This is a genomic window from Microbacterium sp. F51-2R, assembly GCF_052180235.1.
Taxonomy (GTDB): domain Bacteria; phylum Actinomycetota; class Actinomycetes; order Actinomycetales; family Microbacteriaceae; genus Microbacterium.
On the sequence record NZ_CP197470.1, the window covers coordinates 114879 to 140060 of the forward strand.

A 25182-nucleotide genomic window follows, 5' to 3' on the forward strand; every position below is an offset into this window, starting at 1 on the left:
TCCAGCGCGTTCGGGGCCCCTCCTAGGGTGGGAGAAACCTAGTTTCTGGAGGCAGAGTGGCCGAGATTTCGGACGTCTTCTTCGTCGATGGCATGCGCACCCCGTTCGGGCGCGCCGGCGAAAAGGGCATGTACTGGAACACCCGCGCCGATGACCTCGCCGTCAAGGCGACCATCGGGATCATGGAGCGCAACCCGGGGCTTCCCGCGGAGCGCATCGACGACGTCGCGATCGCCGCGACCTCGCAGACGGGCGACCAGGGCCTGACCCTCGGCCGGTCCGTGGCAATCCTGGCGGGACTGCCGCAGACGGTTCCCGGGTTCGCGATCGACCGCATGTGCGCGGGCGCGATGACGAGCGTCACGACCATGGCGGCGTCGATCGGCGTCGGCATGTACGACGTGGCCCTCGCGGGCGGTGTCGAGCACATGGGCCACCACCCCATCGGCGGCAACGCCGACCCGAACCCGCGCTTCGTCGCCGAGCGGATGGTCGACCCGGGCGCCCTCAACATGGGCGTCACGGCCGAGCGCATCTTCGATCGCTTCCCGCACCTCACCAAAGAGCGCTCCGACCGCTTCGGCATGCTGAGCCAGCACAAGGTGCAGGCCGCCTACGACGCCGGCAAGATCCAGCCCGACCTCGTGCCGGTCGCGATCAAGGGCGCCGACGGCGCGTGGGGACTCGCGACGGAGGACGAAGGCCGCCGCCCCGGCACGACGATGGAAGACCTCGCCGCCCTCAAGACCCCGTTCCGCCCGCACGGCCGGGTCACGGCCGGCACGTCGTCGCCCCTGACCGACGGCGCGACCATGTCGCTCCTCGCGGGCGGCGGCGCCGTCAAGGAGCTCGGCCTCGCGCCGAAGATGAGGCTCGTCTCGTTCGCCTTCGCCGGCGTGCAGCCCGAGATCATGGGCATCGGCCCGATCCCCTCGACCGAGAAGGCCCTCAAGAAGGCCGGACTCACGATCGACGACATCGGCCTCTTCGAGCTCAACGAGGCGTTCGCGATCCAGGTCATCTCGCTGCTCGATCACTTCGGCATCGCCGACGACGATCCCCGCGTCAACCCGTGGGGCGGGGCGATCGCATTCGGGCACCCGCTCGCCGCCTCGGGCGTGCGTCTCATGATCCAGCTCGCGGCCCAGTTCGCCGAGCGCCCCGACGTCCGCTACGGCCTCACCGCGATGTGCGTCGGCCTCGGGCAGGGCGGGTCGGTCATCTGGGAGAACCCGCACTTCGACGGCAAGAAGCGGAAGTAGGAACACCCTCGATGACGAACTACGACGAAGTCGACTTCTCCCCCCTCGACGCCCTCGCGGACGGCGAGGTCGTCACGCACTCGACCGTGCGCGACATCCGCCTTCCCTCCGGCAAGGTGCTCGCCCTCATCACGCTCGACAACGGCCGCGACCACACCCGCCCCAACACGCTCGGTCCCGTCACGCTGAAAGAGCTCGGCGCGACGCTCGAGACGCTGTCGGCGCGGGCGTCGGCCGGCGAGATCCAGGCGGTCGGCATCACCGGCAAGCAGTACATCCTCGCCGCCGGCGCCGACCTCTCCGACATCTCGCGGGTCGACTCGAAAGACACCGCGCGCCTCGTGGCGCAGCTCGGCCACCACGTGCTCGGACGGCTCGACGATCTCGGCGTGCCGACCTTCGCGTTCGTGAACGGGCTGGCCCTCGGCGGCGGGCTCGAGATCGCGCTCAACAGCACCTACCGGACGGTGGATGCCTCGGCCGCCGCGATCGCGCTGCCCGAGGTCTTCCTCGGCATCATCCCCGGCTGGGGCGGCGCGTATCTCCTTCCGAACCTCATCGGCATCGAGAACGCGCTCGAGGTGGTCATCTCGAATCCGCTGAAGCAGAACCGGATGCTGAAGCCCCAGCAGGCGTTCGACTACGGCATCTTCGACGCGATCTTCCCCGCCGCGAACTACCTGGAGGACTCGCTGCGGTGGGCCGACGGGGTGCTCGGCGGTTCGGTCAAGGTGCACCGCAAGAACGAGCCAGGCAAGATCGAGCGGCTCACCAAGTGGCCGATCGCGATCAAGATGGCGCGCGGCATGCTCGAGTCGAAGATCGGCACCGTGCCGAAGTCGCCGTACGCCGCGCTGGAGCTGCTCGACAAGGCGAAGAGCGGCACCAAGGCCGAGGGCTTCGCGCGCGAGGACGAGGCGCTGGCCGACCTCGTCACGGGCGATCAGTTCGCGGCATCCATGTACGCGTTCGATCTCGTGCAGAAGCGCGCCAAGCGTCCCGTCGGGGCGCCCGACAAGGAGCTGGCGAAGAAGGTCACGAAGGTCGGCATCATCGGCGCGGGGCTCATGGCGAGCCAGTTCGCGCTGCTGTTCGTGCGCAAGCTCCAGGTGCCGGTGCTCATCACCGACCTCGACCAGGCACGCGTCGATAAGGGTCTCGCGTACATCGACGACGAGATCGGCAAGCTCGAGGCGAAGGGCCGCCTGGACGGCGACGCCGCGAACCGGCTGCGCGCGCTCGTGACGGGGACCACCGACAAGAGCCTCTACGCCGACTGCGACTTCGTCATCGAGGCCGTCTTCGAGGAGGTCGGGGTCAAGCAGCAGGTCTTCGGCGAGATCGAGAAGATCATCGCCGACGACGCGATCCTCGCGACCAACACCTCTTCGCTTTCGGTCGAGGAGATCGGTGCGAAGCTCGCGCACCCCGAGCGTCTCGTCGGCTTCCACTTCTTCAACCCCGTCGCCGTCATGCCGCTGATCGAGATCGTGAAGACCCCGCAGACGGCGGATGCCGCGCTCTCCACCGCCTTCGTCGTCGCGAAGGGGCTCGGCAAGAACGCCGTCCTCACGGCCGACGCGCCCGGCTTCGTGGTGAACCGCCTTCTCGCCAAGGTCATGGGCGAGGCGGCGCGCGCCGTCTACGAGGGCACACCGCTCCTCGCCGTCGAGAACGCGTTCCGTCCGCTCGGACTGCCGATGACCCCGTTCCAGCTCATCGACCTCGTCGGGTGGAAGGTCGCCGCCCACGTGCAGGACACGATGGCGCACGCCTTCCCCGACCGGTTCTACGCGAACGAGAACTTCCACCGGCTCGCCGAGCTGCCGGAGGTCGTCGAGAAAGACAGGTCCGGCCGTGTGACGGGCTGGTCGAAGGCTGCATCGGGCGTGCTCAAGGGCGCGGTCGGCTCCACGCCCGCGAGCGAGGCCGAGATCCTCGCCCGCGTGCAGGACGGCCTCGCGCAGGAGATCAAGCTCATGCTCGACGAGGGCGTGGTTCCCGAGGTCGAAGACATCGACCTCTGCCTCATCCTCGGTGCGGGCTGGCCCTTCATCGACGGCGGGGCATCGCCCTACCTCGACCGTGAGGGTGCGTCGGAGCGCGTCTTCGGCGACACCTTCCACCACCCGGTGATCCGCGGCATCGGCGGCTGAGGCATCCGTCGCCCGAGGGCGGTCCTTCTTCGCCAGGGGCCGCCCTCGTCGCGTTGCCGGGGCCGGAGCTCGGTGAGCCGTAGGCACCGCGCAGAGCGCCGGCCGTCGGGGCGGCGGGTTCTGAGCCGTCAGCGGTCGGAGCGGCGGGTCTCAGCCGTCGGAGCGGCGGGAGGCCCACTCCGGGATCGTGGGGATCTCGGTCGTGGGCGTCTGGCGCGCGACGGGGATGCGGGTGCCCAGCACCTGCGAGACGACGTCCTGCGCGATCTTGGGGGCCGTGAGCCCGGCATCCTCGAGGATCTGCTCGCGGCTCGCGTGATCGATGAACTCGTCGGGCACGCCGAGCTCGTCGACGGCCGTGTCGACGCCCGCCTCGCGCAGCACCTGGCGCACGCGTGTGCCGATCCCGCCGACGCGGATGCCGTCTTCGATCGTGATGACGAGGCGGTGCTCCGCCGCGAGCGTCACGATCGACGGCTGCACGGGCACGACCCACCGCGGGTCGACGACGGTGGCGCCGATCCCCTGGTCGCGCAGGCGGCCGGCGACGTCGACGGCCAGGTGCGCCATGGGCCCGATCCCGATGAGGAGCACGTCTTTCGACTCGCTCTGCACGAGCACGTCGACGCCGTCTTCGAGGCGCTCGACGGCCGGCAGCTCGGGGCTCACCGTGCCCTTGGGGAAGCGCAGCACGGTGGGCGCATCGTCGACGGCGACGGCCTCCCGCAGCTCCTCACGCAGGCGCTCGGCGTCGCGCGGGACCGCGATGCGGATGTGCGGGACGATCTGCAGCATCGCGAGGTCCCAGATGCCGTGGTGACTCGGCCCGTCGGGGCCCGTCACGCCGGCCCGGTCGAGCACGAACGTGACGCCGGCGCGGTGGAGCGCGACATCCATCAGCACCTGGTCGAAGGCGCGATTCATGAACGTCGCGTAGATCGCGAGGACGGGGTGAAGGCCGCCGAAGGCGAGGCCGGCGGCGGAGGCGACGGCGTGCTGTTCGGCGATGCCGACGTCGTACACGCGGTCGGGGAAGCGCTGCGAGAAGGGCAGGAGCCCCGTGGGGCGGAGCATCGCCGCCGTCATCGCGATGACGTCGGACCGCTCCTCGCCGATCTTCGGCAGCTCTTCTGCGAAGACGTCGGTCCACGCGGTGCCGCCGGCGCCCCCGAGGGCCTCGCCGGTGAGCGGGTCGATGCGCCCGACGGCGTGGAACTGGTCGGCCTCGTCGAGGAGGGCCGGCTCGTACCCGCGTCCCTTCTCGGTGATGGCGTGGACGATGACCGGCGCGCCGTAGTCCTTCGCGAGCTTGAGAGTCTCGATGAGCGACGGTAGGTCGTGGCCGTCGACGGGGCCGAGGTACTTGATGTCGAGGTTCGAGTAGAGCGCGGCGTTGTTCGTGAACCGGCTGAGGAAGCCGTGCGTGGCCCCCCGCATGCCGCGGTACATCGCGCGGCCGGCCGGCCCGAACTTGCGGAAGAAGGACTCCGACGAGCCGCGCATCGTCTGGTACGCGTCCGCCGTGCGGACGCGGTTGAGGTAGCGCGCCATCCCGCCGATCGTCGGCGCGTAGGAGCGGCCGTTGTCGTTGACGACGATGACGAGGTTGCGGTCGTTGTCGTCGGAGATGTTGTTGAGCGCCTCCCACGTCATGCCGCCCGTGAGTGCGCCGTCGCCGACCATGGCCACGACGTGGCGGTCGCGACGGCCCGTGCGGGTCAGGGCGCGCGAGACGCCGTCGGCCCAGCTGAGCGAGCTGGAGGCGTGGGAAGACTCGACGACGTCGTGGGGGCTCTCCGACCGCTGCGGGTAGCCCGCGAGGCCGCCGCGCGCCCGGAGCTTGGAGAAGTCCTGGCGGCCGGTCAGCAACTTGTGCACGTAGGACTGGTGGCCGGTGTCGAACACGATGGGGTCGCCGGGCGAGTCGAAGACGCGGTGGATCGCGATCGTGAGCTCGACGACGCCGAGGTTGGGGCCGAGATGCCCACCCGTGCGCGAGACGTTCTCGATGAGGAACTCGCGGACCTCGGCGGCCAGCTGCTCGAGCTCGTCGTCGCTCAGCGAGTCGAGATCACGGGGTCCGGTGATGGACGGAAGAATCGCCATCCGACTGCCTCGCTTCCCTGGGCGCACGGCTCCCGCGGGGTGCGGACGCCTCGTCCGATTCTAATCGCGGCTGCCCGGACGCCCGGCGGGCACGCCTCGGTGTGGAGACTTCTCGTCTCGGCGACGAAGCCGGGAAGGCCCCGGAGCCGGTGGCTCGCGGGGCCTTCCGAGGCGGCGGTCGCTCAGACGAGCGAGCGGAGGACGTACTGCAGGATGCCGCCGTTGCGGTAGTAGTCGGCCTCACCGGGGGTGTCGATGCGGACCACGGCGTCGAACTCGACGGTCTGCTTGCCGGGCTCGGAGAACTCGCTCGGCGCGGCGGTGACGTGCACCGTCTTGGGGGTCACGCCCTCGTTGAGCTGCTCGAGACCCGAGATCGAGACGATCTCGGTGCCGTCGAGACCGAGCGACTCCCACGTCGAGCCCGCCGGGAACTGCAGCGGGACGACGCCCATGCCGATGAGGTTCGAGCGGTGGATGCGCTCGAAGCTCTCGGTGATGACCGCCTTGACCCCGAGGAGGCTCGTGCCCTTGGCCGCCCAGTCGCGCGACGAGCCGGAGCCGTACTCCTTGCCGCCGAAGATCACCAGCGGCGTGCCGGCCGCCTGGTAGTTCTGGCTCGCGTCGTAGATGAACGCCTGCGGGCCGCCCTCCTGCGTGAAGTCGCGCGTGTAGCCGCCCTCGACGACGCTGCCGCCGTTGACGGCGCGGACGAGGAGGTTCTTCAGGCGGATGTTCGCGAACGTGCCGCGGATCATGACCTCGTGGTTGCCGCGGCGCGAGCCGTAGGAGTTGAAGTCCTTGCGGTCCACGCCGTGCTCGGCGAGGTACCGACCCGCCGGGCTGTCGGCCTTGATATTGCCCGCCGGGCTGATGTGGTCTGTGGTGACCGAGTCGCCGAGGGTCGCGAGGACGCGGGCGCCCGTGATGTCGGCGACGGGGGTGAGCTCGATCGTCATGCCGTCGAAGTACGGGGGCTTGCGCACGTACGTCGAGGACTCGTCCCACTCGAACACGTCACCGGTCGGCGTGGGCAGGTTGCGCCAGCGCTCGTCACCGGCGAACACCGTCGCGTACTGCTTGGTGAACATCTCCTTGTTGATCGACGAATCGATCGTGGCCTGCACCTCGCGGGCGTCGGGCCAGATGTCCTTCAGGAAGACGTCGTTGCCGTCGGAGTCCTTGCCGAGGGGGTCGGTCTCGAAGTCGAAGTTCATGGTTCCGGCCAGCGAGTACGCGATCACCAGCGGCGGGCTGGCGAGGTAGTTCATCTTGACGTCGGGGTTGATGCGGCCCTCGAAGTTGCGGTTACCCGAGAGCACCGCCGTGACGGCGAGGTCGTTCTCGTTGACCGCCGCCGAGACCTCCTCGATGAGCGGTCCGGAGTTGCCGATGCACGTCGTGCAGCCGTAGCCCACGGTGTAGAAGCCGAGATCCTCGAGGTCCTTCGTCAGGCCGGCCTTCTCGTAGTAGTCGGTGACGACCTTCGAGCCCGGGGCCAGCGTGGTCTTGACCCACGGCTTGGCCTTGAGGCCCTTCTTGACGGCGTTCCGCGCCAAGAGACCCGCCGCGAGCATGACCGAGGGGTTCGACGTGTTCGTGCACGACGTGATCGCCGCGATCGTGACCGCGCCGTGGTCGAGCGTGAACGACTCGCCGTCGGCGAGCGTGACGGGCGTGGGCTTGGAGGCCGACTTCGGCGCGTGCGAGTGGTGCAGGTGGAAGTGCCCGCTGTGCTCGGACTCGGGCGTGTTGGCCGGCGGGTCGGACGCGGGGAACGACTCCGAGATCTCGAGGTCGACGAGGTCGTGCTCGACATCCGCGTAGTTCGTCAGGTCCTGCTCGAACTGCTCCTTGGCGTGCGAGAGCACGATGCGGTCCTGCGGGCGCTTGGGGCCGGCGATGGAGGGCACGACGGTGGAGAGGTCGAGCTCCATGTACTCGCTGAAGACGGGCTCGCGCGACGGGTCGTGCCAGAGGTGCTGCTCCTTCGCGTAGGCCTCGACGAGGGCGAGCTGCTCCTCGCTGCGGCCCGTGAGGCGCAGGTACTCCACCGTCACGTCGTCGATGGGGAACATGGCGGCGGTCGAGCCGAACTCGGGGCTCATGTTGCCGATCGTCGCGCGGTTCGCCAGCGGCACCGACGCGACGCCCTCGCCGTAGAACTCGACGAACTTGCCGACGACGCCGTGCTTGCGCAGCATGTCGGTGATCGTCAGCACGACGTCGGTGGCCGTGACACCGGCCGGGATCGACCCGGTGAGCTTGAAGCCGACGACGCGCGGGATGAGCATCGAGACGGGCTGGCCGAGCATCGCGGCCTCGGCCTCGATGCCGCCGACGCCCCAGCCGAGCACGCCGAGGCCGTTGACCATCGTGGTGTGCGAGTCGGTGCCGACGCACGTGTCGGGGTAGGCACGCAGGACGCCCCCGACGGTGCGGTCGTAGATGACCTTGGCGAGGTGCTCGATGTTCACCTGGTGCACGATGCCGGTGCCCGGGGGGACGACCTTGAAGTCGTCGAACGCCGTCTGGCCCCAGCGCAGGAACTGGTACCGCTCGCCGTTGCGCTCGTACTCGATCTCGACGTTGCGCTCGAGGGCGTTCGCGGTGCCGAAGAGGTCGGCGATGACCGAGTGGTCGATGACCATCTCGGCCGGCGACAGCGGGTTGATCCGCTTGGGGTCGCCGCCCAGGGCCGTGACGGCCTCGCGCATCGTGGCGAGGTCGACGATGCAGGGGACGCCGGTGAAGTCCTGCATCACCACGCGGGCGGGCGTGAACTGGATCTCGGTGTCGGGCTCGGCCGCGGCATCCCACGATCCGAGCGCCTCGATCTGCTGCTTCGTGACGTTCGCGCCGTCCTCGGTGCGCAGCAGGTTCTCGAGCAGCACCTTGAGGCTGAACGGGAGCTTGTCGTAGCCGGGCACCGTGTCGATGCGGAAGATCTCGTAGTCGGTGCTGCCGACCGTCAGGGTGCTCTTCGCACCGAAGCTGTCAACCGTGGACACGTCTGGCTCCTTCGTCGGCGGCGGGATCGGGCGCGAAGCCCGAGATCCCATCCTCCCCCTCGCGGGATGCCTCGGCTAGTGAGGATCGCCTAAGCCCCGCGGGCGAGGAATTTATCTCGATATCGAGATAAATGTATCACTCCGTAGGGCGAGGGTAGAGCGCGCGCACGGCGAGCCACGTGACCGCCACGAGCGGTGCGAACAGCGGCAGGCCCATGATGAGCTTCGTCGTCGCGAGGGCGCTCGCGAGCTGGATCTGCTCGGGCGAACCCTCGACGGCGGCGCTGGCCCCGAAGTAGAGCGGGAGCTGCACCGCGAGGCGCAGGGCGAACAGCCCCGCCCACGCGATCGAGAGCCAGAAGAAGACGCGGCGCTTGCGCGGATCGGTGCGCCACTTCGTGCCTTCGTTCATCAGGAAGCCGACGGCGAGACCGATGAGGGGCCAGCCGACGAGCGCCGATACCAGGAAGGCGCTCCCGTAGATGCCGTTGGTGAGAAATCCCCAGATGAAGTTGTCTTCCGCGCGGCCGGTCCACAGCGCGAGCGCCGCGGCGGCGCCCGTCGCGACCAGTCCGCCGATCGCGGCCGAGGCGGGCTGGCGCATGATGAGGCGCACGGCGGTGAAGACGACGGCGATCCCGACCGACACCAGGAGCGCCGGCAGGAGCTCCTTCCCGACGGTGTAGATGATCAGGAACGCGAGCGAGGGGAGGACCGACTCGAGGACGCCGCGCCAGCCGCCCATCGCGCGCCACACGACGTGACCCGTCGTCGCCTCGGCCGAGGGGTCGAGGCCTGCGCGGCGCGCGGCGCCGCCGAGTGCGGCGCCGAGCAAGGCCGAGGTCGACGGCTCGCCGCGCTCGTCGGTCTCAGTCGCGGGGACCTTCGCCTCGTTCGCGGGAACGGCCTTCTCGTCCGCCGGGACGGCGGAAGGGTCGACGGATGCCTCGGCCTTCGCCGCGTCGCGACGGTCGTCGGTCATGCCGTGCCCGGCGTCGCCGGCATCTTCAGCGGAATGAGGTCGCGCGGGGGCATCGGCGAGCCGCCGCGGACGACCACGATCGACCGGAAGAGGTCTTCGACCTTGGCCGCGGCATCCACGTCACCCGTCGCCGCTCCCCCGATGACGCCGCGGAGGAACCAGCGTGGCCCGTCGACTCCGACGAAGCGCGCGAGGCGCTTGCCCGCCGTGCCGTCGGGGCCCGCGATGACCGGCACCTCGGCCAGGAGCTCGGGGCCGAGCGGGCCCTCGCGCTCCTCGACGCGGCCGCCCTGCTGACGGATCTGCTGACGGATCTGCTCGCGCGTCTCGTCCCAGAGCCCCGCCGAGCGGGGCGCCGCGAACGGCTGCACCTGCAGGGTCGACTCGGCGTAGTCGAGGCCGACGGCCACGATGCGCTTGGTCTGCTCCTCGACCTCGAGGCGGAGGTTGAGCCCCTCGCGCGGGAGGATCTTGATCCCGCCGAGGTCGATGTAGGGGCGAACCGGGTTCGCCTCGGACTCGTCGAACGGGCCGGTCTCGGCCCGGTCGCCGAGTGCCGCCTTGCCGGGGACGGCCTCGTCCGCGGTCTCGGGGGTCTCACCGGGAGTGGCGTCAGTCATGCCAGGACTCCGTTCTCTTCGTCTTGTTCGGTCGCGGGAATGCCCCCGCGAGTACTCGCCGACACTCGGCGGCGACTATGCCGTGGGCCCTTGATAGCCCGTGGAGCCGAACCCGCCCTCGCCGCGGGGGCTCTCGGGGAGCTTCTCGACGGGGATGAATCGCGCGCGCGGCACGGGCATCACGATGAGCTGGGCGATCCGGTCGCCCTTGCCGATGTCGTAGGCGTTCTCGGCGTCGGTGTTCAGCAGGGTGACCTTGATCTCGCCGCGGTAGCCGGCGTCGACGGTGCCGGGCGAATTGACGACCGTGATGCCGTGCTTGGCAGCCAGGCCGCTGCGGGGCACGACGAACGCGGCATAGCCCTCGGGCAGTGCGATGCGCACTCCGGTGCCGACGAGGGCACGCTGTCCGGGCTCGAGGCGGACGTCTTCGGCCGAGATCAGATCGGCGCCGGCGTCACCCGGGTGAGCGTAGCTCGGAACGTCGGGCGCGATAATGAGGACGTCCACGGTTTCGGTCACTCAACGAGGGTAATGCAGAAGACAGCAGCCAGAAGCGCCCCGGCCCAGGCTCCCGGCGGCTTCCGAGAACGACTCAGTCCGTCCCTGTGGGTGCTCGTGAGCGCCGCAGTCGTGGCGCCCATGGCGGCCCTCGTCTTCGCGCCGATCAACACGACAGTCTCGCTCATCGCGGGAGTCGCCGTCGGGGTGCTCTTCGTGTCGCTCCTGATCGTGTGGTCGCCGGTCGTCGCCGTGGAGGGCGGGATGCTGCGAGCCGGCCGCGCGCGGATCCCCGTCGAGCTCCTCGGCACGCCCGTCGCGCTCACGGGCGAAGAGGCCCGCACGGCGCGCGGTCCCGCCCTCGATCCGAAGTCGTGGCACGTCATCCGCGGCGGGATCGACGGCGTCGTGGTCGTCCCCGTGACGGACGAGGACGACCCCACCCCGACTTGGGTGGTGTCGTCCCGTACTCCCGACCGCCTCGCGGCGGCCATCCGCCGTGATCAGGTCAGGCGGCGCACTCCGAGCAGATAGGCCCGTCGGCGGTGTCGTGGTCGAGCTGCGAGCGGTGCTTCACCAGGAAGCAGTTCGAACACGTGAACTCGTCCTCCTGAGGGGGAAGCACCACGACGTCGAGCTCGAGGTCGGAGAGGTCGGCGCCGGGCAGTTCGAAACCCGACGGGTTGTCGGCATCCTCGACATCCACCGACCCCGACATCTTGTCGGGAACCCGCTCCTTGAGCGCCTCGATCGACTCGCTGTCGTCCTCGGTCTTGCGGGGGGCGTCGTAATCCGTAGCCATGCGTGAACGTCTCTACTTCCGGAAATCTCGGGTTCGCATGCCCGTGTGGGCGGCGATAGTTTGCATGACGGCAGGTCATTTCGCAAATGCGCCCCTTCGAGGCTTCCGTCGTGCGTGATCGTCAAACTCGCGGCGCGCCCGGGTTATTCCCGGCCGCCCCTCCCTCGGCATGCGAGCATGGCCTGACACGGCTGGATGGGAGAGGGCGTTCGCATGGAACAGCTCAAAGTCATCGGAACCGAGGACGAGACCATCGTCCTGGCCACCGAGTCCGGTGAGCGATTCTCGCTCGCCATCGACGATGTGCTGCGCGCCGAACTGCGCCGCGCGCGTCGTGAACGCGAAGGCGACGATCGGATCGTGCGCCCGAGCCCCCGCGAGATCCAGTCGCACATCCGCGCCGGAATGTCCGCCGAAGAGGTCGCGAGCCTCCTCGGGGCGCGCGTGGAGGACATCCAGCGCTTCGAGGGTCCTGTGCTCGCCGAGCGCGAGCACATCGTCGGTCAGGCGCTCGCGGTGCCGGTGCTGCTCGGGAACGATCTCGACGGCGACACGCACCCGACCTTCGGGACGGCCGTCCGCGCCAAGCTCGCCGAGGCGGGCGCCTCGGGCGAGCGCTGGACGAGCTGGAAAGAGCCGACCGGCTGGATCGTCAAGCTCGAGTTCACCGCGGCCGAGATCGACCACGACGCCCGCTGGGGCTTCGAGCCGAGGCGTTCGACGCTGTCGCCGCTCAATCCCGACGCCATCCAGCTGTCGCGTCAGGGGTCGCTCCCGGAGGGGCTCATCCCGCGACTGCGCGCCCTCGAGGTCAATCCCCTGAAGGACGACTCGCGCTTCGACAGCGGCGCTTTCGGTCCCCGCCGCCTTCCCGAGCCCGAGGCAGACCTCGAATCGCCCGACTTCCCTCCGCCGACGTCGCAGGCGGTGCAGCAGGCCGCGATCAAGCGCGCCGACGAGCCCTCCGCGACCTCACCCGAGACCGCCGACCTCCTCGAGGCGCTCCGCCGTCGTCGGGGCCAGCGCGAGCCGCTCCCCGGAACCGACGAGATCACGCGGTCGTCGAGCCCCGTCGCGCTCTTCGACGCGCTCGAGCCCGGATACGAGGAGTCTCCCCCGCCGTCCCCCGAAGACGCGTACGAGCCGGATCGCCCCGTCGCCGCCGAGGCGTCGGGCCGGCGCAAGGGCCGCACCTCGATGCCCTCGTGGGACGAGATCGTCTTCGGCGCGGGCGCGCGCGGCGACGACTAGGCGAACGCCCTCGGGTCAGGCGAACGCACCCAGGCGGATGAGCGGCACGGTCCGCTCCTCGTCGGTCAGCGAGCCGTGCTGGCCCACCATGTTCTGCGGACCCTTGTCGTCGAGCCGGTCGTCGTAGTACGCGATGCCCGACCGGGCGGCGACCACGACATCGCCGATGCGCTCGCGCACCTCCGGGTCGACCGCGCCGAAGACGCCGGCCTCGATCGCCTCGTCGCGTGACAGGATCCACGACCTGCCGGCTTCGGACTCGCGCCACGCCTGGAGGACGGATGCCTCGCGCCCGGCCTCGGCGTAGAGGTGCAGCATCCGTGGCTCGCCGCCGATGACCCGCACGTCGTCGACCAGGCCGTCGCCCTCGGTCAGCAGCACGTGCCGGTGCCGGGGGACGTCGATCATGCCGTGGTCGGCGGTGAGGAGGGCGCCCACCCCGGGCCGGAGGCCGCCCGCGAGCGCGCGGGCCGCGGCATCCACCGCCTCCAGGCCGAAGGCCCACTCGTCGGACTCCCAGCCCTTCTGGTGGGCGAGGCCGTCGAGCTCGGGGACGTACAGGTAGACGAGGGCGCCCGGATGCCGCGCCGCGAGGTCGGCGGCGATGCCGGCGCCCTCGGCGGGGTTCTTCGCGGCGACGAACTCGGCGCCGCGCAGGATCGCCGTCGTGAACCCCGAGCCGGCGAACTTGGCGCGCGACACGACGAAGCACGGCCGGCCGGCCGCCGCCTCCCGCTCGAACAGCGGCTGCGCGCGCTGCCACGTGAGGGGGTCCAGGCCGTCGGTCTCCCAGCCCTTCAGCTGGTTCGGCGCGAGGTCGGTGCCGGGGATGCGCACGCGGTACCCGACCAGCCCGTGCCGGCCGGGATCGACGCCGGTCATGAGCGATGTGAGCGCGGCGGCCGTGGTCGACGGGAAGACGGAGCGCGCGACATCCTTGCGCCCTCCCACCTCGGCGAGGAAGCGCGCATGGCCCGCGCGGGCGGCGAGGTTGCGGGCGCCGAGGCCGTCGACGACGAGCAGGATCGCGCTCGTCGCGGGGGCGAACCACTCTCCTCCCCCGCGGAGAGCCGCGAGCACCTCGGGCACGACACGGGTGAGGCTCCGGGCTCGCGGCGGCTCCGCCGGTAGGCTGAGGGTCATCCGGGCCAGTCTCGCACACCGGCGAGTGGCCCCGGCCGGACACCCCGCGCCGGCCCTCCGTCCCTGAGGCCACATCGTCATGCCCGCATCACGCACCGATTCCTCCCCTGCCGAGCACGGCCGCATCGAAGACATCGATGTCGCCGTCGAGATGCAGGGATCGTTCCTCGAGTACGCCTACTCGGTCATCTACTCGCGCGCGCTGCCCGATGCCCGCGACGGACTGAAGCCCGTCCAGCGGCGCATCCTCTTCCAGATGGCCGACATGGGCCTGCGCCCCGACCGCGGTCACGTCAAGAGCGCGCGCGTCGTCGGCGAGGTCATGGGAAAGCTCCACCCCCACGGCGACGCCCCGATCTACGACGCGCTCGTGCGTCTGGCCCAGCCGTTCTCGCTGCGCGTGCCGCTCGTCGACGGTCACGGCAACTTCGGCTCGCTCGACGATGGGCCCGCCGCTCCCCGCTACACCGAGGCGCGCCTGGCCCCCGCGGCCCTCGCGCTGACCGAGAACCTCGACGAAGACGTCGTCGACTTCATCCCCAACTACGACGGGCAGTTCCAGCAGCCCGCCGTGCTGCCCGCCGCGTTTCCCAACCTCCTCGTCAACGGAGCGACGGGCATCGCCGTCGGCATGGCCACGAACATGGCCCCGCACAACCTCATCGAGGTCGTGGGCGCCGCCACCCACCTGCTCGACAACCCCGAGGCGACGCTGGAAGAGCTCATGGAGTTCGTCCCCGGACCCGACCTCCCCTCGGGCGGGGTCATCGTCGGGCTCGACGGCATCAAGGACGCCTACCGCACCGGCCGCGGCTCGTTCCGCACGCGCGCGAAGGTCTCGATCGAGCCCCTCGGCCCGCGCCGTACGGGCCTAGTCGTGACGGAGCTGCCGTACCTCGTCGGTCCCGAGCGGATCATCGAGAAGATCAAGGACGCCGTCCAGTCCAAGAAGCTCCAGGGCATCTCCGACGTCACCGACCTCACCGATCGGCACAACGGACTGCGGCTCGTCATCGGCATCAAGACGGGGTTCGACCCGCAGGCGGTGCTCGAGCACCTCTACCGGCTGACTCCCCTCGAGGACTCGTTCGGCATCAACAACGTCGCGCTCGTCGCGGGCCAGCCGCAGACCCTCGGCCTGCGGGAGCTCCTCCGCGTCTACCTCGACCACCGCATCGAGGTCGTCACGCGTCGCAGCGCCTACCGCCTCGCGCGCCGCAAGGAGCGCCTGCACCTCGTCGACGGCCTCCTCATCGCGATCCTCGACATCGACGAGGTCATCCAGGTCATCCGCTCGTCCGACGACGGCGAGGCCGCCCGGTCGCGCCTCATGGACGTCTTCGACCTGTCGGAGCTGCAGGCCGAGTACATCCTCGAGCTGCGGCTGCGCCGGCTCACCAAGTTCTCCCGCATCGAGCTCGAGGCCGAGCGCGACAAGCTGCGCGCCGAGATCGCCGAGCTCGAAGAGCTGCTCTCGAGCGAAGTCCTCCTGCGGGCGCAGGTGGCACGGGAACTGGATGCCGCGGCCGAGACCTACGGCACGCCCCGCCGCACGCTGCTCCTCAACGGCGGTCCCGTCGCGCCGCGCTCACGCGCCGCGGCCTCGGCGCCCGATCTGCAGATCGCGGATGCTCCGTGCCGGGTCTTCCTCTCGGCGACGGGGCGCATGGTCCGGGCCGAAGTCGCCCCCGATGCCCCCAACGGCGGCATCGTGACGCCGACGCGACGGTCCAAGCACGACGCCGTCCGCTCGTCGGTCGACACCACGACGCGCGGCGACCTCGCGGCGGTCACGTCGGCGGGGCGCCTCGTGCGCTTCTCCCCCGTCGACCTCCCGTCCGTGCCGGGGAACTCCGTGCAGCTGGCCGCGGGCACCCGCGCCGACCAGTACCTCGGCCTCGCCTCGGGCGAGCATGTCGTGGGGCTCGTGCCGCTCGTCGACGCGCCGCCCATCGCGCTCGGAACGGCTCAGGGCATCGTCAAGCGCGTCTCGGCGACCGAGCTCGGCACGAAGCACGACATCGAGATCATCGCCCTCAAAGACGGCGACCGGGTCGTCGGCGCGGCGCCGGCGCCCGACGGCGCCGAGCTCGTCTTCGTCGTCTCCGACGCCCAGCTGCTGCGCTTCGACGCCGACTCGGTGCGCCCCCAGGGGCGTGCGGCGGGCGGCATGGCGGGTGTCCGCGTCGCCGACGGCGAGCGGGTCGTTTACTTCGGGGTCGTGGGCGGCACGGTCTTCGACGCCGTCGTCGTGACGATCTCGGGCAGCACGCAGGCCATCGCCGGCGCCGATGCGGGATCGGCCAAGGTCTCCGACTTCTCGGAGTTCCCCGCGAAGGGCCGCGGCACGGGCGGCGTGCGCGCGCAGCGCTTCCTCAAGGGCGAAGACACCCTCACGCACGCGTGGGTGGGCGTCGAGCCGCGGGCCGTCGGTGCGGACGGCGCGACCCGCACGCTACCGCCGGGCGGTGCGAAGCGGGATGCCTCGGGCCAGCCCCTCGACGGCGTCGTGGGCGCCCTCGGCACCGCCGTCCGCTGAGGCAGCGGCTACGACGTCCGGGCGGCGTCGTAGGCGCCCTCGGCACCGCCGTCCGCTGGCGCGGGCTCCGGTCAGGCGTCGATCGACTCGCGCGAGAGGCGGTCGCTCGAGCTCACGATGAACTCGCGGCGGGGCGCCACCTCGTTGCCCATGAGCAGTTCGAAGACGGATGCCACGGCCTCGGCATCCGCGAGCCGTACGCGCCGCAGGGTGCGCCCGGCGCGATCCATCGTCGTCGTCGCGAGCTGCTCCGCGTCCATCTCGCCGAGCCCCTTGTAGCGCTGCACGGGCTCCTGCCAGCGCTTTCCCGCCTTCGAGAGCTTGGCCAGCAGGCCATGGAGCTCCTGCTCGCTGTACGTGTAGATCGTCTCGTTCGGCTTGGAGCCGGGGTTCATGACGACGACGCGGTGCAGCGGCGGGACCGCGGCGAACACGCGGCCCTCTTCGATGAGCGGGCGCATGTAGCGGAAGAAGAGAGTGAGCAGCAGCGTGCGGATGTGCGCGCCGTCGACGTCGGCGTCGCTCATGAGGATGACCTTGCCGTAGCGCGCCTGCTCGATGTCGAACGAGCGGCCCGAGCCGGCACCGATGACCTGGATGATCGACGCGCACTCGGCGTTGCCGAGCATGTCGCTGATCGAGGCCTTCTGCACGTTGAGGATCTTGCCGCGGATGGGCAGGAGGGCCTGGTACTCGCTGTTGCGCGCATGCTTCGCGGTGCCGAGGGCCGAGTCGCCCTCGACGATGAACAGCTCCGACTCGGCGACGTCGTTCGTGCGGCAGTCCGCGAGCTTCGCGGGCAGCGACGACGACTCCAGCGCGTTCTTTCGCCGCTGCGTCTCCTTGTGGGTGCGCGCCGAGATGCGCGCCTTCATCTCGGAGACGATCTTGTCGAGGAGGAGCGCCGTCTGGTTCTTGTCGTCGCGCTTGGTCGAGGCGAACTTGGCGGTCAGCTCCCGCGACACGACGTTGGCGACGATCTGGCGCACGGCGGGCGTGCCGAGCACCTCCTTCGTCTGGCCTTCGAACTGCGGTTCGGGGAGGCGGACGGTGAGGACGGTGGTGAGGCCCGCGAGGATGTCGTCCTTCTCGAGCTTGTCGTTGCCGACCTTCAGGCGCCGGGCGTTCTGCTCGACCTGGGCGCGGAGGATCTTCATGAGACCGAGCTCGAAGCCCTGCTGGTGCGTGCCGCCTTTGGGGGTCGCGATGATGTTGACGAAGGAGCGGCCGACGGTGTCGTAGCCGGTTCCCCACCGCACCGCGATGTCGACCTCGCACACGCGCTCGACCTCGGTCGGCACCATGGCGCCGCTCGGTTGCAGGACGGGCACCGTCTCGGTGAACGTGCCCGAACCGGTGAGGCGCCAGGTGTCGGTGATCGGCGCGTCCGGTGCGAGGAACTCGGCGAACTCCGAGATGCCGCCGTCGAAGCGGAACATCGTCTCGTTGCGGCCGTCCTCGCGCTCGTCGCGGATGACGATCTCGAGACCGGGCACGAGGAACGCCGTCTGACGGGCGCGCTGCTCGAGCTCGTCGAGGGCGAAGGTCGCGTCTTTCGTGAAGATCTGCCGGTCGGCCCAATACCGGATGCGAGTGCCGGTGACGCCCTTGGGCGCCCGGCCGGCGACGCGCAGCTCGGAGCTCTTGTCGAACGGCGTGAACGCGGCATCCGGACTCGGCCCGGCGAACTTTCCGGGCTCGCCGCGGTGGAACGACATCGCCCAGGTCTTGCCGCCGCGGTCGACCTCCACGTCGAGGCGCTCCGAGAGCGCGTTGACGACGGATGCCCCGACACCGTGCAGGCCGCCGGACGCGGCGTACGAGCCGCCGCCGAACTTGCCGCCCGCGTGGAGCTTGGTGAAGACCACCTCGACGCCCGACAGGCCGGTGCGCGGTTCGATGTCGACGGGGATGCCGCGGCCCTGGTCGCGCACCTCGACGCTGCCGTCGGGGTGCAGGACGATCTCGATACGGGTGCCGTTGCCGGCGAGTGCCTCGTCTACGGAGTTGTCGATGATCTCCCAGAGGCAGTGCATGAGGCCCCGCGAATCGGTCGAGCCGATGTACATGCCAGGGCGTTTGCGGACCGCTTCGAGGCCCTCCAGGACCTGGAGATGGTGGGCGGAATACTCGGCGGTCACAAACATCAAGCGTATCCGGGGGGCCCGACGCCGGCTTGCACAGACACGGCCCCGCGGGCCGGCCGTACGCGCTGAGCGAAATGTTCAGGCATCCCGGCATTCTCCCGAGAACCGCGTGGTTATATCTATGGACCCGCACAAGCGGCGACCAAGAGTGACACCGTACAGAGGAGGCACCGCGATGAACACGCTTTCGACCCCTACCGAGCCGGGTTCCGTCCTCGAGTACCGCCTCACCGCGATGGACCGCTGCGACTCGTGCGGCGCTCAGGCGTACATCGCCGCCGAGGTCAACGGCAGTGAGCTGCTGTTCTGCGCCCACCACGGGCGCAAGTACGAAGAGAAGCTCCGCTCCATCGCCACGGCGTGGCACGACGAGACGGCTCGCCTGAGCGACTGAGCCTCAGTCCCCCGCGCGAACCCGGTTCGCGCGGGCTCGGGTTGCCCTGGCTCGGGCTGCACCGCCTCAGTCGGCACGGCGTGAGTCGGCGCGGTACTCCCGCGCGATCGTCGGCGCGACGCGCAAGGCGATCTCTTCCCCGATGGTTCCGATCCGCTCCGCGGCATCGGTGACGCTCATGGGCGCTCCGGCGCCGAGCACGACGACCCCGTCGCCGACAGCCGCATTCTCCCAGCCCGCGACGGTGCTCTCCTCCCCGCCGATCTCCTGAAGGGTCCGGTGGCCCGCAGGCGTCTGGATCGTCAGGCGGCCCGCGAGGGTGGAGGGCAGCCCGTCGAGCGCACCCACCCCGATCCGCACGGCATCCGCATCCACGTGCGTCACGCGCGCCCGAAGACTCGACACGGGACGGATGCCGAGCTCGGCCTCCGACGGCCCTCCCGCCGGCCGGATGCCGTACGCGAAGGCGCCGATGCGCACCAGGTCGTAGCGGAACTCCGGTCGCGCGAAGCCTGCCGCGGAGGCCGCGAGGTGGCGCAGTTGCGGCCGGAGCCCGGCGTCCCGCGCGATGCGGACGGCCTCTTCGTACACGCGCCGGGCCTCGTCGTCCTCCGCGTCGGAGGCCTCGGCGATGTGGCTCCAGATGCCGACGACCTCGATCGCGCCGCTGCGCTCGAGTTCGGCGGCGCGCGCGGCGAACGCCGGCCACTCCTCGGGCCGCACGCCGTTGCGGTGCAGGCCGGTGTCGATCTTGAGATGCACCCGCGCCGTCCCGGCTGCGGCGGCGGCGTCCTCGAGCAGCACGCTGTCGCCGACTCCGATATCGAGGTCGGCGGCGACGGCGGCCTGCGCCTCGCCGAGGGTCGCCACGATCCACACGAAGATGCGGGCGTCGGGGCCGACCTCCGCCCGTACGGCCCGGCCCGTCCGCACGTCGAAGGCGCCGAACCAGCGCACGCCCTCGGCCCATGCGAGCGACACGATGCGCTCGAGCCCGTGCCCGTAGGCGTCGTCCTTCACGACGAGCATGTGATCGGCGGGAGCGATCCGGCGACGGATCTCGGCGAGGTTCGCGGCGAACGCCGCGGGGTCGACGTGCAGCACGGCGGTCATGCCGTGTGCTCCCGCTGCGCCCGCAGCCCGACGGCTGTCACGAGCTCTGCCGCGGTGAAACCGGTCGCGGCGACCCAGTCGGCGAGGCCCGGACCCTCGCCGGCGGCGCCGAAGAAGGCGACCTCGTCGCCGCGCTCGGCGCGCGTCCCACCGATCTCGACGACGCACACATCCATCGCGACGCGCCCGACGATGCGGCACGGCGTGCCGCCGATCGACACCGACGCCCGGTTGCCGAGCCCCCGGACGACTCCCTGCGCGTAGCCGCCCGCGACGAGGGCGATACGGGTGTCGGACTCGGCGCGGTGGGTGAACCCGTACGAGACGCCTTCCCCCGCCCGGAGGTCTTTCGTGAGCAGCACGAACCCCGACAGCCGCAGCACCGGTTCGCCGTCCGACCCCGGCAGCCCGTACACCGCGCCAGGATCGAGGGTCGGCACGCCGGCCGAGGTCACCGCGATGCCCGCCGCCTCCCGGGCGACGCGGTCGATGTCGAGGGCGTCGACGACGACCGCGTCGACCCCGGCCGCCTCGAGCGTGCGGGCGACGGGGAGGACCCCGTGGCCCCACGCGTCGTGACGCAGATCCGCGACGCTGTAGCCGCCGTCCCCGCGCACGAGGAGGGCCTCGACGTTCGCGCGGAGCGCGCCGTGGTCGATCGTCGCGACGGGGGCGCTCCGCCGGAGCCCGGCTGCCGTCATCCCGTCCGCCTGAAACACGCCGTCTAGACTATCGAGGTCCCCCGACCCCGAACCTGGAGAACGCATGCCTTCGAAGGGCCTCGGCCTCGCGCCCCGCCTTCGCTACCTTGCCGGACGCGCCCGCCGCATCGACTTCGGGTCGGTGCTCGAGCGTGCCAAGGAGGCGTCGGAGGAGCACGACCGGTGGCGGCCGCGCATCGTCGCCGACATGCTGTGGCAGGCGGGCTTCAAGAACGTCGGCTTCCAGGACTACATCGACTACGACTTCGCGATGCTCACGAAGGCCGAGCGGGCGACGTACATGACCCACCCGGTGTCGAACCAGCTGTCGCAGAAGTACGACCACCCCGACTTCCGGCACATCTTCCAGGACAAGGTCGCCTTCGACCGCGTCTTCAGCGAGCACCTGCACCGCGAATGGATGGTCGTCGAAGAGGGCAACGCCGACGCCGTGCGCGGCTTCGCCGAGCGCCACGGCACGATCGTCACGAAGGAGCCCGTGGGGCAGGCGGGAACCGGGGTGCACCGCTACCACGCCGCCGAGATCGAGGACTGGGAGGGCTTCCACCGCGGCCTCCTCGAACGCGGCGAGCTCCTGATCGAGGAGGTCATCGTGCAGCACGACGACCTCGCCGCGGTCTGCCCCGGCACGGTCAACACGACGCGCGTCACGGCGTTCTTCGACGGCGAGAAGACGCACATCCTCGCGATCGCCCAGAAGTTCGGGCGCGGCGCCGTGAGCGACCAGATGACGTACGGCGGCTTCTACACGATGCTCGACGACGAGGGCCGCTCGCAGGGCAAGGGGTACGACTCGCACGGCCACATCCACGAGTTCCACCCCGAGTCGGGGGTGCGGATCCCCGACTTCCAGCTCCCGCTCATGGACGAGGTCACCGCCTTCGTCGATCGCGTGGCCCGGGTGGTTCCGCAGGTGCAGTACGTCGGGTGGGACATCGTCGTCACCCCCACCGGCCCCGTGCTCGTGGAGGGCAACTGGGCCGCGGGCGTCTACGAGAACAAGCCGTCCGCGACGGGCATCCGCACGGGCCACAAGCCGCGCTACCGCGCCGCCATCGGCTTCTGAGGCGGGAGCGCCGGCCCCGCCGGACGACCCTCACCGCAGGACGAAGGCCCCCGGCATCCGTCCGATCGTGCGGGGAGGGATGCCGGGGGCCTTCGTCGCAGGACGCCTAGGCCGGGCGGACGATGCCGAGCGGCGTGGACTGATGACCCTGTCCGAGAGGGTTGTCGCGGAGGATCGCGACGAGCTGGTTCTCACGCACCTTGAGGAGGGTCGAGCCGAGGATGTTGCCGCCGATGTCGTTGATGTCGACGACGGCCACTTCGACTCCCCCGCCGATGAGGCCCTTGAGGTGGGCCGCGACCTCGCGCGGGCGCTCGGGACCGAGCACGACGGCCTTGTTGTACGGCGGGATCGTGCCGCTGGTCGGACCGTCGATCGAGCGGGCCTTGTCACCGGCGATCCGGTAGAAGTCGCCCTTGCGTCCGAACGCCTTCGTGACGGCGGAGACACCGGCCGCGAACAGGATGCGGATCGTGCCGCACTCGCGCAGCGCCATCTCCATCGTCTCGGGCATGCCCAGGCCGATGCCGTACGGCGTCTTCACCACGAACTTCGACAGGAAGCGCGCGAGCCGGCGGGGCGTGATGGAGTCGACCGGGTACGAGCGGCCCTGCGTGATCGCGACGATCTTCTCCGTCACGAAGAGGATGTCACCGGGCTGCACGAGATCTTTCGCGTATTCGAGCACGAACGCGTCGAGGTCGTCCCCGGGCATGACGACGCGCGTCCTGATCGGGATGCGTGCGAAGGTCGTGCCCTCGAGGTCGACGGTCAGCGCCTTGCCGGCGTTGGCCTCGGCGCTCATTCGAGGTAGTCCCGCAGGGACTGCGAACGGGACGGATGCCGCAGCTTCGCCATCGTCTTGGACTCGATCTGGCGGATGCGCTCGCGCGTGACCCCGAACGTGTCGCCGATCTGGTCGAGCGTCTTGGGCTGACCGTCGCCGAGGCCGAAGCGCATGCGGATGACGCCCGCCTCGCGTTCGGACAGGGAGTCCAGGAGCGACTCGAGCTGACGCTGCAGCATCGTGAAGCCCACGGCGTCGGCCGGGACGACCGCCTCGGTGTCTTCGATCAGGTCGCCGAACTCGCTGTCGCCGTCCTCGCCGAGCGGGGTGTGCAGCGAGATCGGCTCGCGGCCGTACTTCTGCACCTCGATGACCTTCTCGGGCGTCATGTCGAGCTCGCGGCTGAGCTCCTCGGGCGTGGGCTCACGACCGAGGTCCTGCAGCATCTGACGCTGCACGCGCGCGAGCTTGTTGATGACCTCGACCATGTGGACCGGGATGCGGATGGTGCGCGCCTGGTCGGCCATGGCGCGCGTGATGGCCTGGCGGATCCACCACGTCGCGTAGGTCGAGAACTTGAAGCCCTTGGTGTAGTCGAACTTCTCGACGGCGCGGATGAGACCGAGGTTGCCCTCCTGGATGAGGTCCAGGAACTGCATGCCGCGGCCCGTGTAGCGCTTGGCGAGCGAGACGACGAGGCGGAGGTTCGCGCCGAGGAGGTGCGACTTGGCGCGCTGGCCGTCGCGGGCGACCCACTGCAGGTCGAGTCCCAGCTGCGACGACTTCTCGGCCGCCGTCATGTGCGACAGCTTCTCCTCGGCGAACAAGCCCGCCTCGATGCGCATCGCGAGCTCGACCTCTTCGGCCGCGTTCAGCAGCGGCACCTTGCCGATCTGCTTGAGGTAGTCCTTGACCGGGTCGGCTGTGGCGCCGGTGATCTGCGTCGAGTAGACGGGGATGTCGTCCTCGTCGCTGGACGAGATGACGATCGCACCGGTCGGGAGGGGCTCGGTGAAGACGGGGGCGGTCTTGCCCTCTTCCTCTTCGTCCTCGTCGTCGGCGGCCTCGGCATCCGTCACCGCGGGCTTCTTCGCACGCGCGGCCGGAGTGGTCGCGCTGTCGTCGTCGGAGTCGTCCTCGGACTCGACGTCATCGGCATCGAGCTCGTCGTCGGCGTCGAGCTCGACGTCGTCGTCGATCTCCTCGTCGTCGTCCTTCGCCTTGGCCTTGCTCGCCTTCGCGGGAGCCTTGGCCTTCGGTGCCGTCTTGGCGGCCGTCTTGGCCGGCGCGCGCTTGGCGGCGGGCTTCTTCTCGACCTCCTCGACGGGGGTCTCTGCCTCGGTGTCCTGCGTTGCTCGGGATCGAGGTGTGGTCTTCGTGCTCGAGGTCACGTTTCGCCTTTCATCGGCGGGCGCTGCGTGCGGCGCCCCCCGATCGATTTCGGACACTAGTAAGACCCTTGTCAAGTCCCCGGATCTCTGAGATCACCTCAGGAAAAGGGTTGACAACGGGTCAGGTCATCTATTGTCTCACACTCACCGCTCTGTCAAGGGCGGAAGGGGACTCTGCTGATATCAACGCGCGCGAGGCGGCCGTCATTCCCGCGTCAGGGGCGCTTGTCCTCGTCGCCCGGGCGCGTCGCGAGGAAGCGCTCGAGCTCGGCGGCGAGCTCGTCGGCACTGGGCAGATCGCCCGTGTGGATGATGGGCGTCGCGAGCGTCGAGCCTGCCATGTAGGCGTCGTAGCGCTCTTCGAGGCCCTCGAGCATGCGCGAGAGCTCTTCGCTGCCCGTCATCTGCTCGTCGACCTTCGTGAGGTACTCGCGGTTCTGCTCGCGCAGGTCGTCGCCGCTGAAGACGAGTCCCGTCGCCGCCGCGATGCTGTCGAGGCCGGCGAGGGTCGCCGCGGGGTACTCGGTGTCGCCGAGGTAGTGCGGCACGAGGAGGACGAAGCCCGCGATCGCGAAGCCCTGCTGCGCGAGGCGGTACTCGAGGAGGTGGCCCGCCGTCGCCGGCACCTGCGTGTGCGGCTTCCACACGGAGTGGGCCTCCGTCAGCTCGGCGCGCGTGCCGCTGACCGTCGTCCCGATGGGACGCGTGTGCGGGACGGGCATCGGGATCGCGTGCACCCAGGTCACCGTCGACACCGCGAGGGTCTCGGCGAAGTCGACGACGGTCGCCGCGAACGCGTCCCACGCGAAGTCGGGCTCGTAGCCGGCGAGCACCAGGAAGGGCTGACCGATCGCATCGTGGGCGAGCGAGAGCTCGAGCCGCGGCGGGCGGTAGTCGGTCAGGTGGTCCTGGTCGAACGAGATGATCGGCCGCCGCGCGCGGTAGTCGAGGAGGACGTCGTTCGAGTACACCGCGAGGGGACTCGGGTCGAGCTCGTCGCGCACGTAGTCGACGAGCCCGCTGACAGCGCTTCCGGCATCGGTGAATCCGGTCAGCGCGATGACGAGGGGAAGCCCCGTAGGCACCGGCGGGGCCGACGCGGCACGCTCGAACAGGGGCGCGGACAAGGGCATGGATCCATGCTACGAGCCGCGTCCGCCCGACCGGGTCGAGGTCGTCCCGCTGACAG

20 protein-coding genes are annotated in these 25182 nt (G+C 70.3%); 7 read left to right on the forward strand and 13 right to left on the reverse strand.

Features of this window, described 5'->3' with window-relative positions:
* Nucleotides 1-56: 56 nt before the first annotated feature.
* Nucleotides 57-1262, forward strand: coding sequence for a thiolase family protein (locus tag ACSBPH_RS00580; RefSeq protein WP_442575688.1), 1206 nt, complete (start codon nt 57-59; stop codon nt 1260-1262).
* Between the two features lie 11 nt (nt 1263-1273).
* Nucleotides 1274-3418, forward strand: a complete 2145-nt coding sequence (locus tag ACSBPH_RS00585) for a 3-hydroxyacyl-CoA dehydrogenase NAD-binding domain-containing protein (RefSeq protein ID WP_442575689.1) — start codon at nt 1274-1276, stop codon at nt 3416-3418.
* Between the two features lie 150 nt (nt 3419-3568).
* Here ACSBPH_RS00585 and dxs read toward each other — a convergent pair whose 3' ends face one another.
* The 5 genes from dxs to dut all read right to left on the reverse strand — a co-directional run bounded on the left by dxs (nt 3569) and on the right by dut (nt 10659).
* Nucleotides 3569-5524, reverse strand: a complete 1956-nt coding sequence (dxs, locus tag ACSBPH_RS00590) for a 1-deoxy-D-xylulose-5-phosphate synthase (RefSeq protein WP_442575690.1) — start codon at nt 5522-5524, stop codon at nt 3569-3571.
* Nucleotides 5525-5706: 182 nt separating this feature from the next.
* Nucleotides 5707-8535 (reverse strand): aconitate hydratase AcnA, encoded by a 2829-nt coding sequence (gene acnA, locus ACSBPH_RS00595; protein ID WP_442575691.1) that lies wholly within the window; start codon nt 8533-8535, stop codon nt 5707-5709.
* 136 nt (nt 8536-8671) lie between these two features.
* On the reverse strand, nt 8672-9517 hold the full coding sequence (locus tag ACSBPH_RS00600; RefSeq protein WP_442575692.1) for a DUF3159 domain-containing protein: 846 nt from the start codon (nt 9515-9517) through the stop codon (nt 8672-8674).
* On the reverse strand, nt 9514-10137 hold the full coding sequence (locus tag ACSBPH_RS00605) for a DUF3710 domain-containing protein (RefSeq protein WP_442575693.1): 624 nt from the start codon (nt 10135-10137) through the stop codon (nt 9514-9516). Before ACSBPH_RS00605 ends, ACSBPH_RS00600 begins: the two co-directional genes overlap by 4 nt.
* A 75-nt stretch (nt 10138-10212) precedes the next feature.
* On the reverse strand, nt 10213-10659 hold the full coding sequence (gene dut, locus ACSBPH_RS00610; RefSeq protein WP_442575694.1) for a dUTP diphosphatase: 447 nt from the start codon (nt 10657-10659) through the stop codon (nt 10213-10215).
* A gap of 12 nt (nt 10660-10671) precedes the next feature.
* Between dut and ACSBPH_RS00615 the strand changes: the two genes are divergently transcribed.
* Nucleotides 10672-11172 carry a DUF3093 domain-containing protein gene (locus ACSBPH_RS00615; RefSeq protein WP_442575695.1) on the forward strand — a complete coding sequence of 167 codons (501 nt, stop codon included), beginning with the start codon at nt 10672-10674 and terminating at the stop codon, nt 11170-11172.
* On the opposite strand, the gene ACSBPH_RS00620 is transcribed toward ACSBPH_RS00615, so the two are convergent.
* Entirely contained in the window at nt 11147-11440 is a 294-nt protein-coding gene (locus tag ACSBPH_RS00620) for a DUF4193 domain-containing protein (RefSeq protein WP_442575696.1), read from the reverse strand. The two genes, ACSBPH_RS00615 and ACSBPH_RS00620, sit on opposite strands and share 26 nt — an antisense overlap.
* Before the next feature lie 213 nt (nt 11441-11653).
* Here ACSBPH_RS00620 and sepH point away from each other — a divergent pair, with 213 nt between their 5' ends.
* Nucleotides 11654-12691, forward strand: a complete 1038-nt coding sequence (gene sepH / locus ACSBPH_RS00625) for a septation protein SepH (protein ID WP_442575697.1) — start codon at nt 11654-11656, stop codon at nt 12689-12691.
* A gap of 15 nt (nt 12692-12706) precedes the next feature.
* Here sepH and ACSBPH_RS00630 read toward each other — a convergent pair whose 3' ends face one another.
* Complete coding sequence (locus tag ACSBPH_RS00630; protein WP_442575698.1) at nt 12707-13834, reverse strand: alkaline phosphatase family protein; 1128 nt, start codon at nt 13832-13834, stop codon at nt 12707-12709.
* A gap of 79 nt (nt 13835-13913) precedes the next feature.
* On the opposite strand from ACSBPH_RS00630, the gene ACSBPH_RS00635 reads away from it, so the two are divergent.
* Nucleotides 13914-16373 (forward strand): DNA gyrase/topoisomerase IV subunit A, encoded by a 2460-nt coding sequence (locus tag ACSBPH_RS00635; RefSeq protein WP_442575699.1) that lies wholly within the window; start codon nt 13914-13916, stop codon nt 16371-16373.
* Between the two features lie 71 nt (nt 16374-16444).
* On the opposite strand, the gene ACSBPH_RS00640 is transcribed toward ACSBPH_RS00635, so the two are convergent.
* Nucleotides 16445-18520, reverse strand: a complete 2076-nt coding sequence (locus ACSBPH_RS00640; protein ID WP_442575700.1) for a DNA gyrase/topoisomerase IV subunit B — start codon at nt 18518-18520, stop codon at nt 16445-16447.
* 175 nt (nt 18521-18695) lie between these two features.
* On the opposite strand from ACSBPH_RS00640, the gene ACSBPH_RS00645 reads away from it, so the two are divergent.
* Nucleotides 18696-18914 (forward strand): DUF7455 domain-containing protein, encoded by a 219-nt coding sequence (locus ACSBPH_RS00645; RefSeq protein ID WP_442575701.1) that lies wholly within the window; start codon nt 18696-18698, stop codon nt 18912-18914.
* 66 nt (nt 18915-18980) lie between these two features.
* Here the strand turns inward: ACSBPH_RS00645 and ACSBPH_RS00650 are convergent, their stop codons facing one another.
* Together ACSBPH_RS00650 and ACSBPH_RS00655 are read right to left on the reverse strand one after the other, a co-directional pair.
* Nucleotides 18981-20027 carry an alanine racemase gene (locus ACSBPH_RS00650; RefSeq protein ID WP_442575702.1) on the reverse strand — a complete coding sequence of 349 codons (1047 nt, stop codon included), beginning with the start codon at nt 20025-20027 and terminating at the stop codon, nt 18981-18983.
* Nucleotides 20024-20746 (reverse strand): alanine racemase, encoded by a 723-nt coding sequence (locus ACSBPH_RS00655; protein WP_442575703.1) that lies wholly within the window; start codon nt 20744-20746, stop codon nt 20024-20026. The genes ACSBPH_RS00650 and ACSBPH_RS00655 overlap by 4 nt, the downstream gene beginning before the upstream one ends.
* 46 nt (nt 20747-20792) lie before the next feature.
* Between ACSBPH_RS00655 and ACSBPH_RS00660 the strand changes: the two genes are divergently transcribed.
* Nucleotides 20793-21815: a sugar-transfer associated ATP-grasp domain-containing protein gene (locus tag ACSBPH_RS00660; RefSeq protein WP_442575704.1), complete on the forward strand. Its 1023-nt coding sequence runs from the start codon at nt 20793-20795 to the stop codon at nt 21813-21815.
* Nucleotides 21816-21921: 106 nt separating this feature from the next.
* Here ACSBPH_RS00660 and ACSBPH_RS00665 read toward each other — a convergent pair whose 3' ends face one another.
* The 3 genes from ACSBPH_RS00665 to ACSBPH_RS00675 all read right to left on the reverse strand — a co-directional run bounded on the left by ACSBPH_RS00665 (nt 21922) and on the right by ACSBPH_RS00675 (nt 25126).
* Complete coding sequence (locus tag ACSBPH_RS00665) at nt 21922-22620, reverse strand: coenzyme F420-0:L-glutamate ligase (RefSeq protein ID WP_442575705.1); 699 nt, start codon at nt 22618-22620, stop codon at nt 21922-21924.
* Nucleotides 22617-23993, reverse strand: a complete 1377-nt coding sequence (locus ACSBPH_RS00670; protein WP_442575706.1) for an RNA polymerase sigma factor — start codon at nt 23991-23993, stop codon at nt 22617-22619. Before ACSBPH_RS00670 ends, ACSBPH_RS00665 begins: the two co-directional genes overlap by 4 nt.
* A 215-nt stretch (nt 23994-24208) precedes the next feature.
* Nucleotides 24209-25126, reverse strand: a complete 918-nt coding sequence (locus ACSBPH_RS00675) for a proteasome assembly chaperone family protein (protein ID WP_442575707.1) — start codon at nt 25124-25126, stop codon at nt 24209-24211.
* Nucleotides 25127-25182 lie beyond the last annotated feature (56 nt).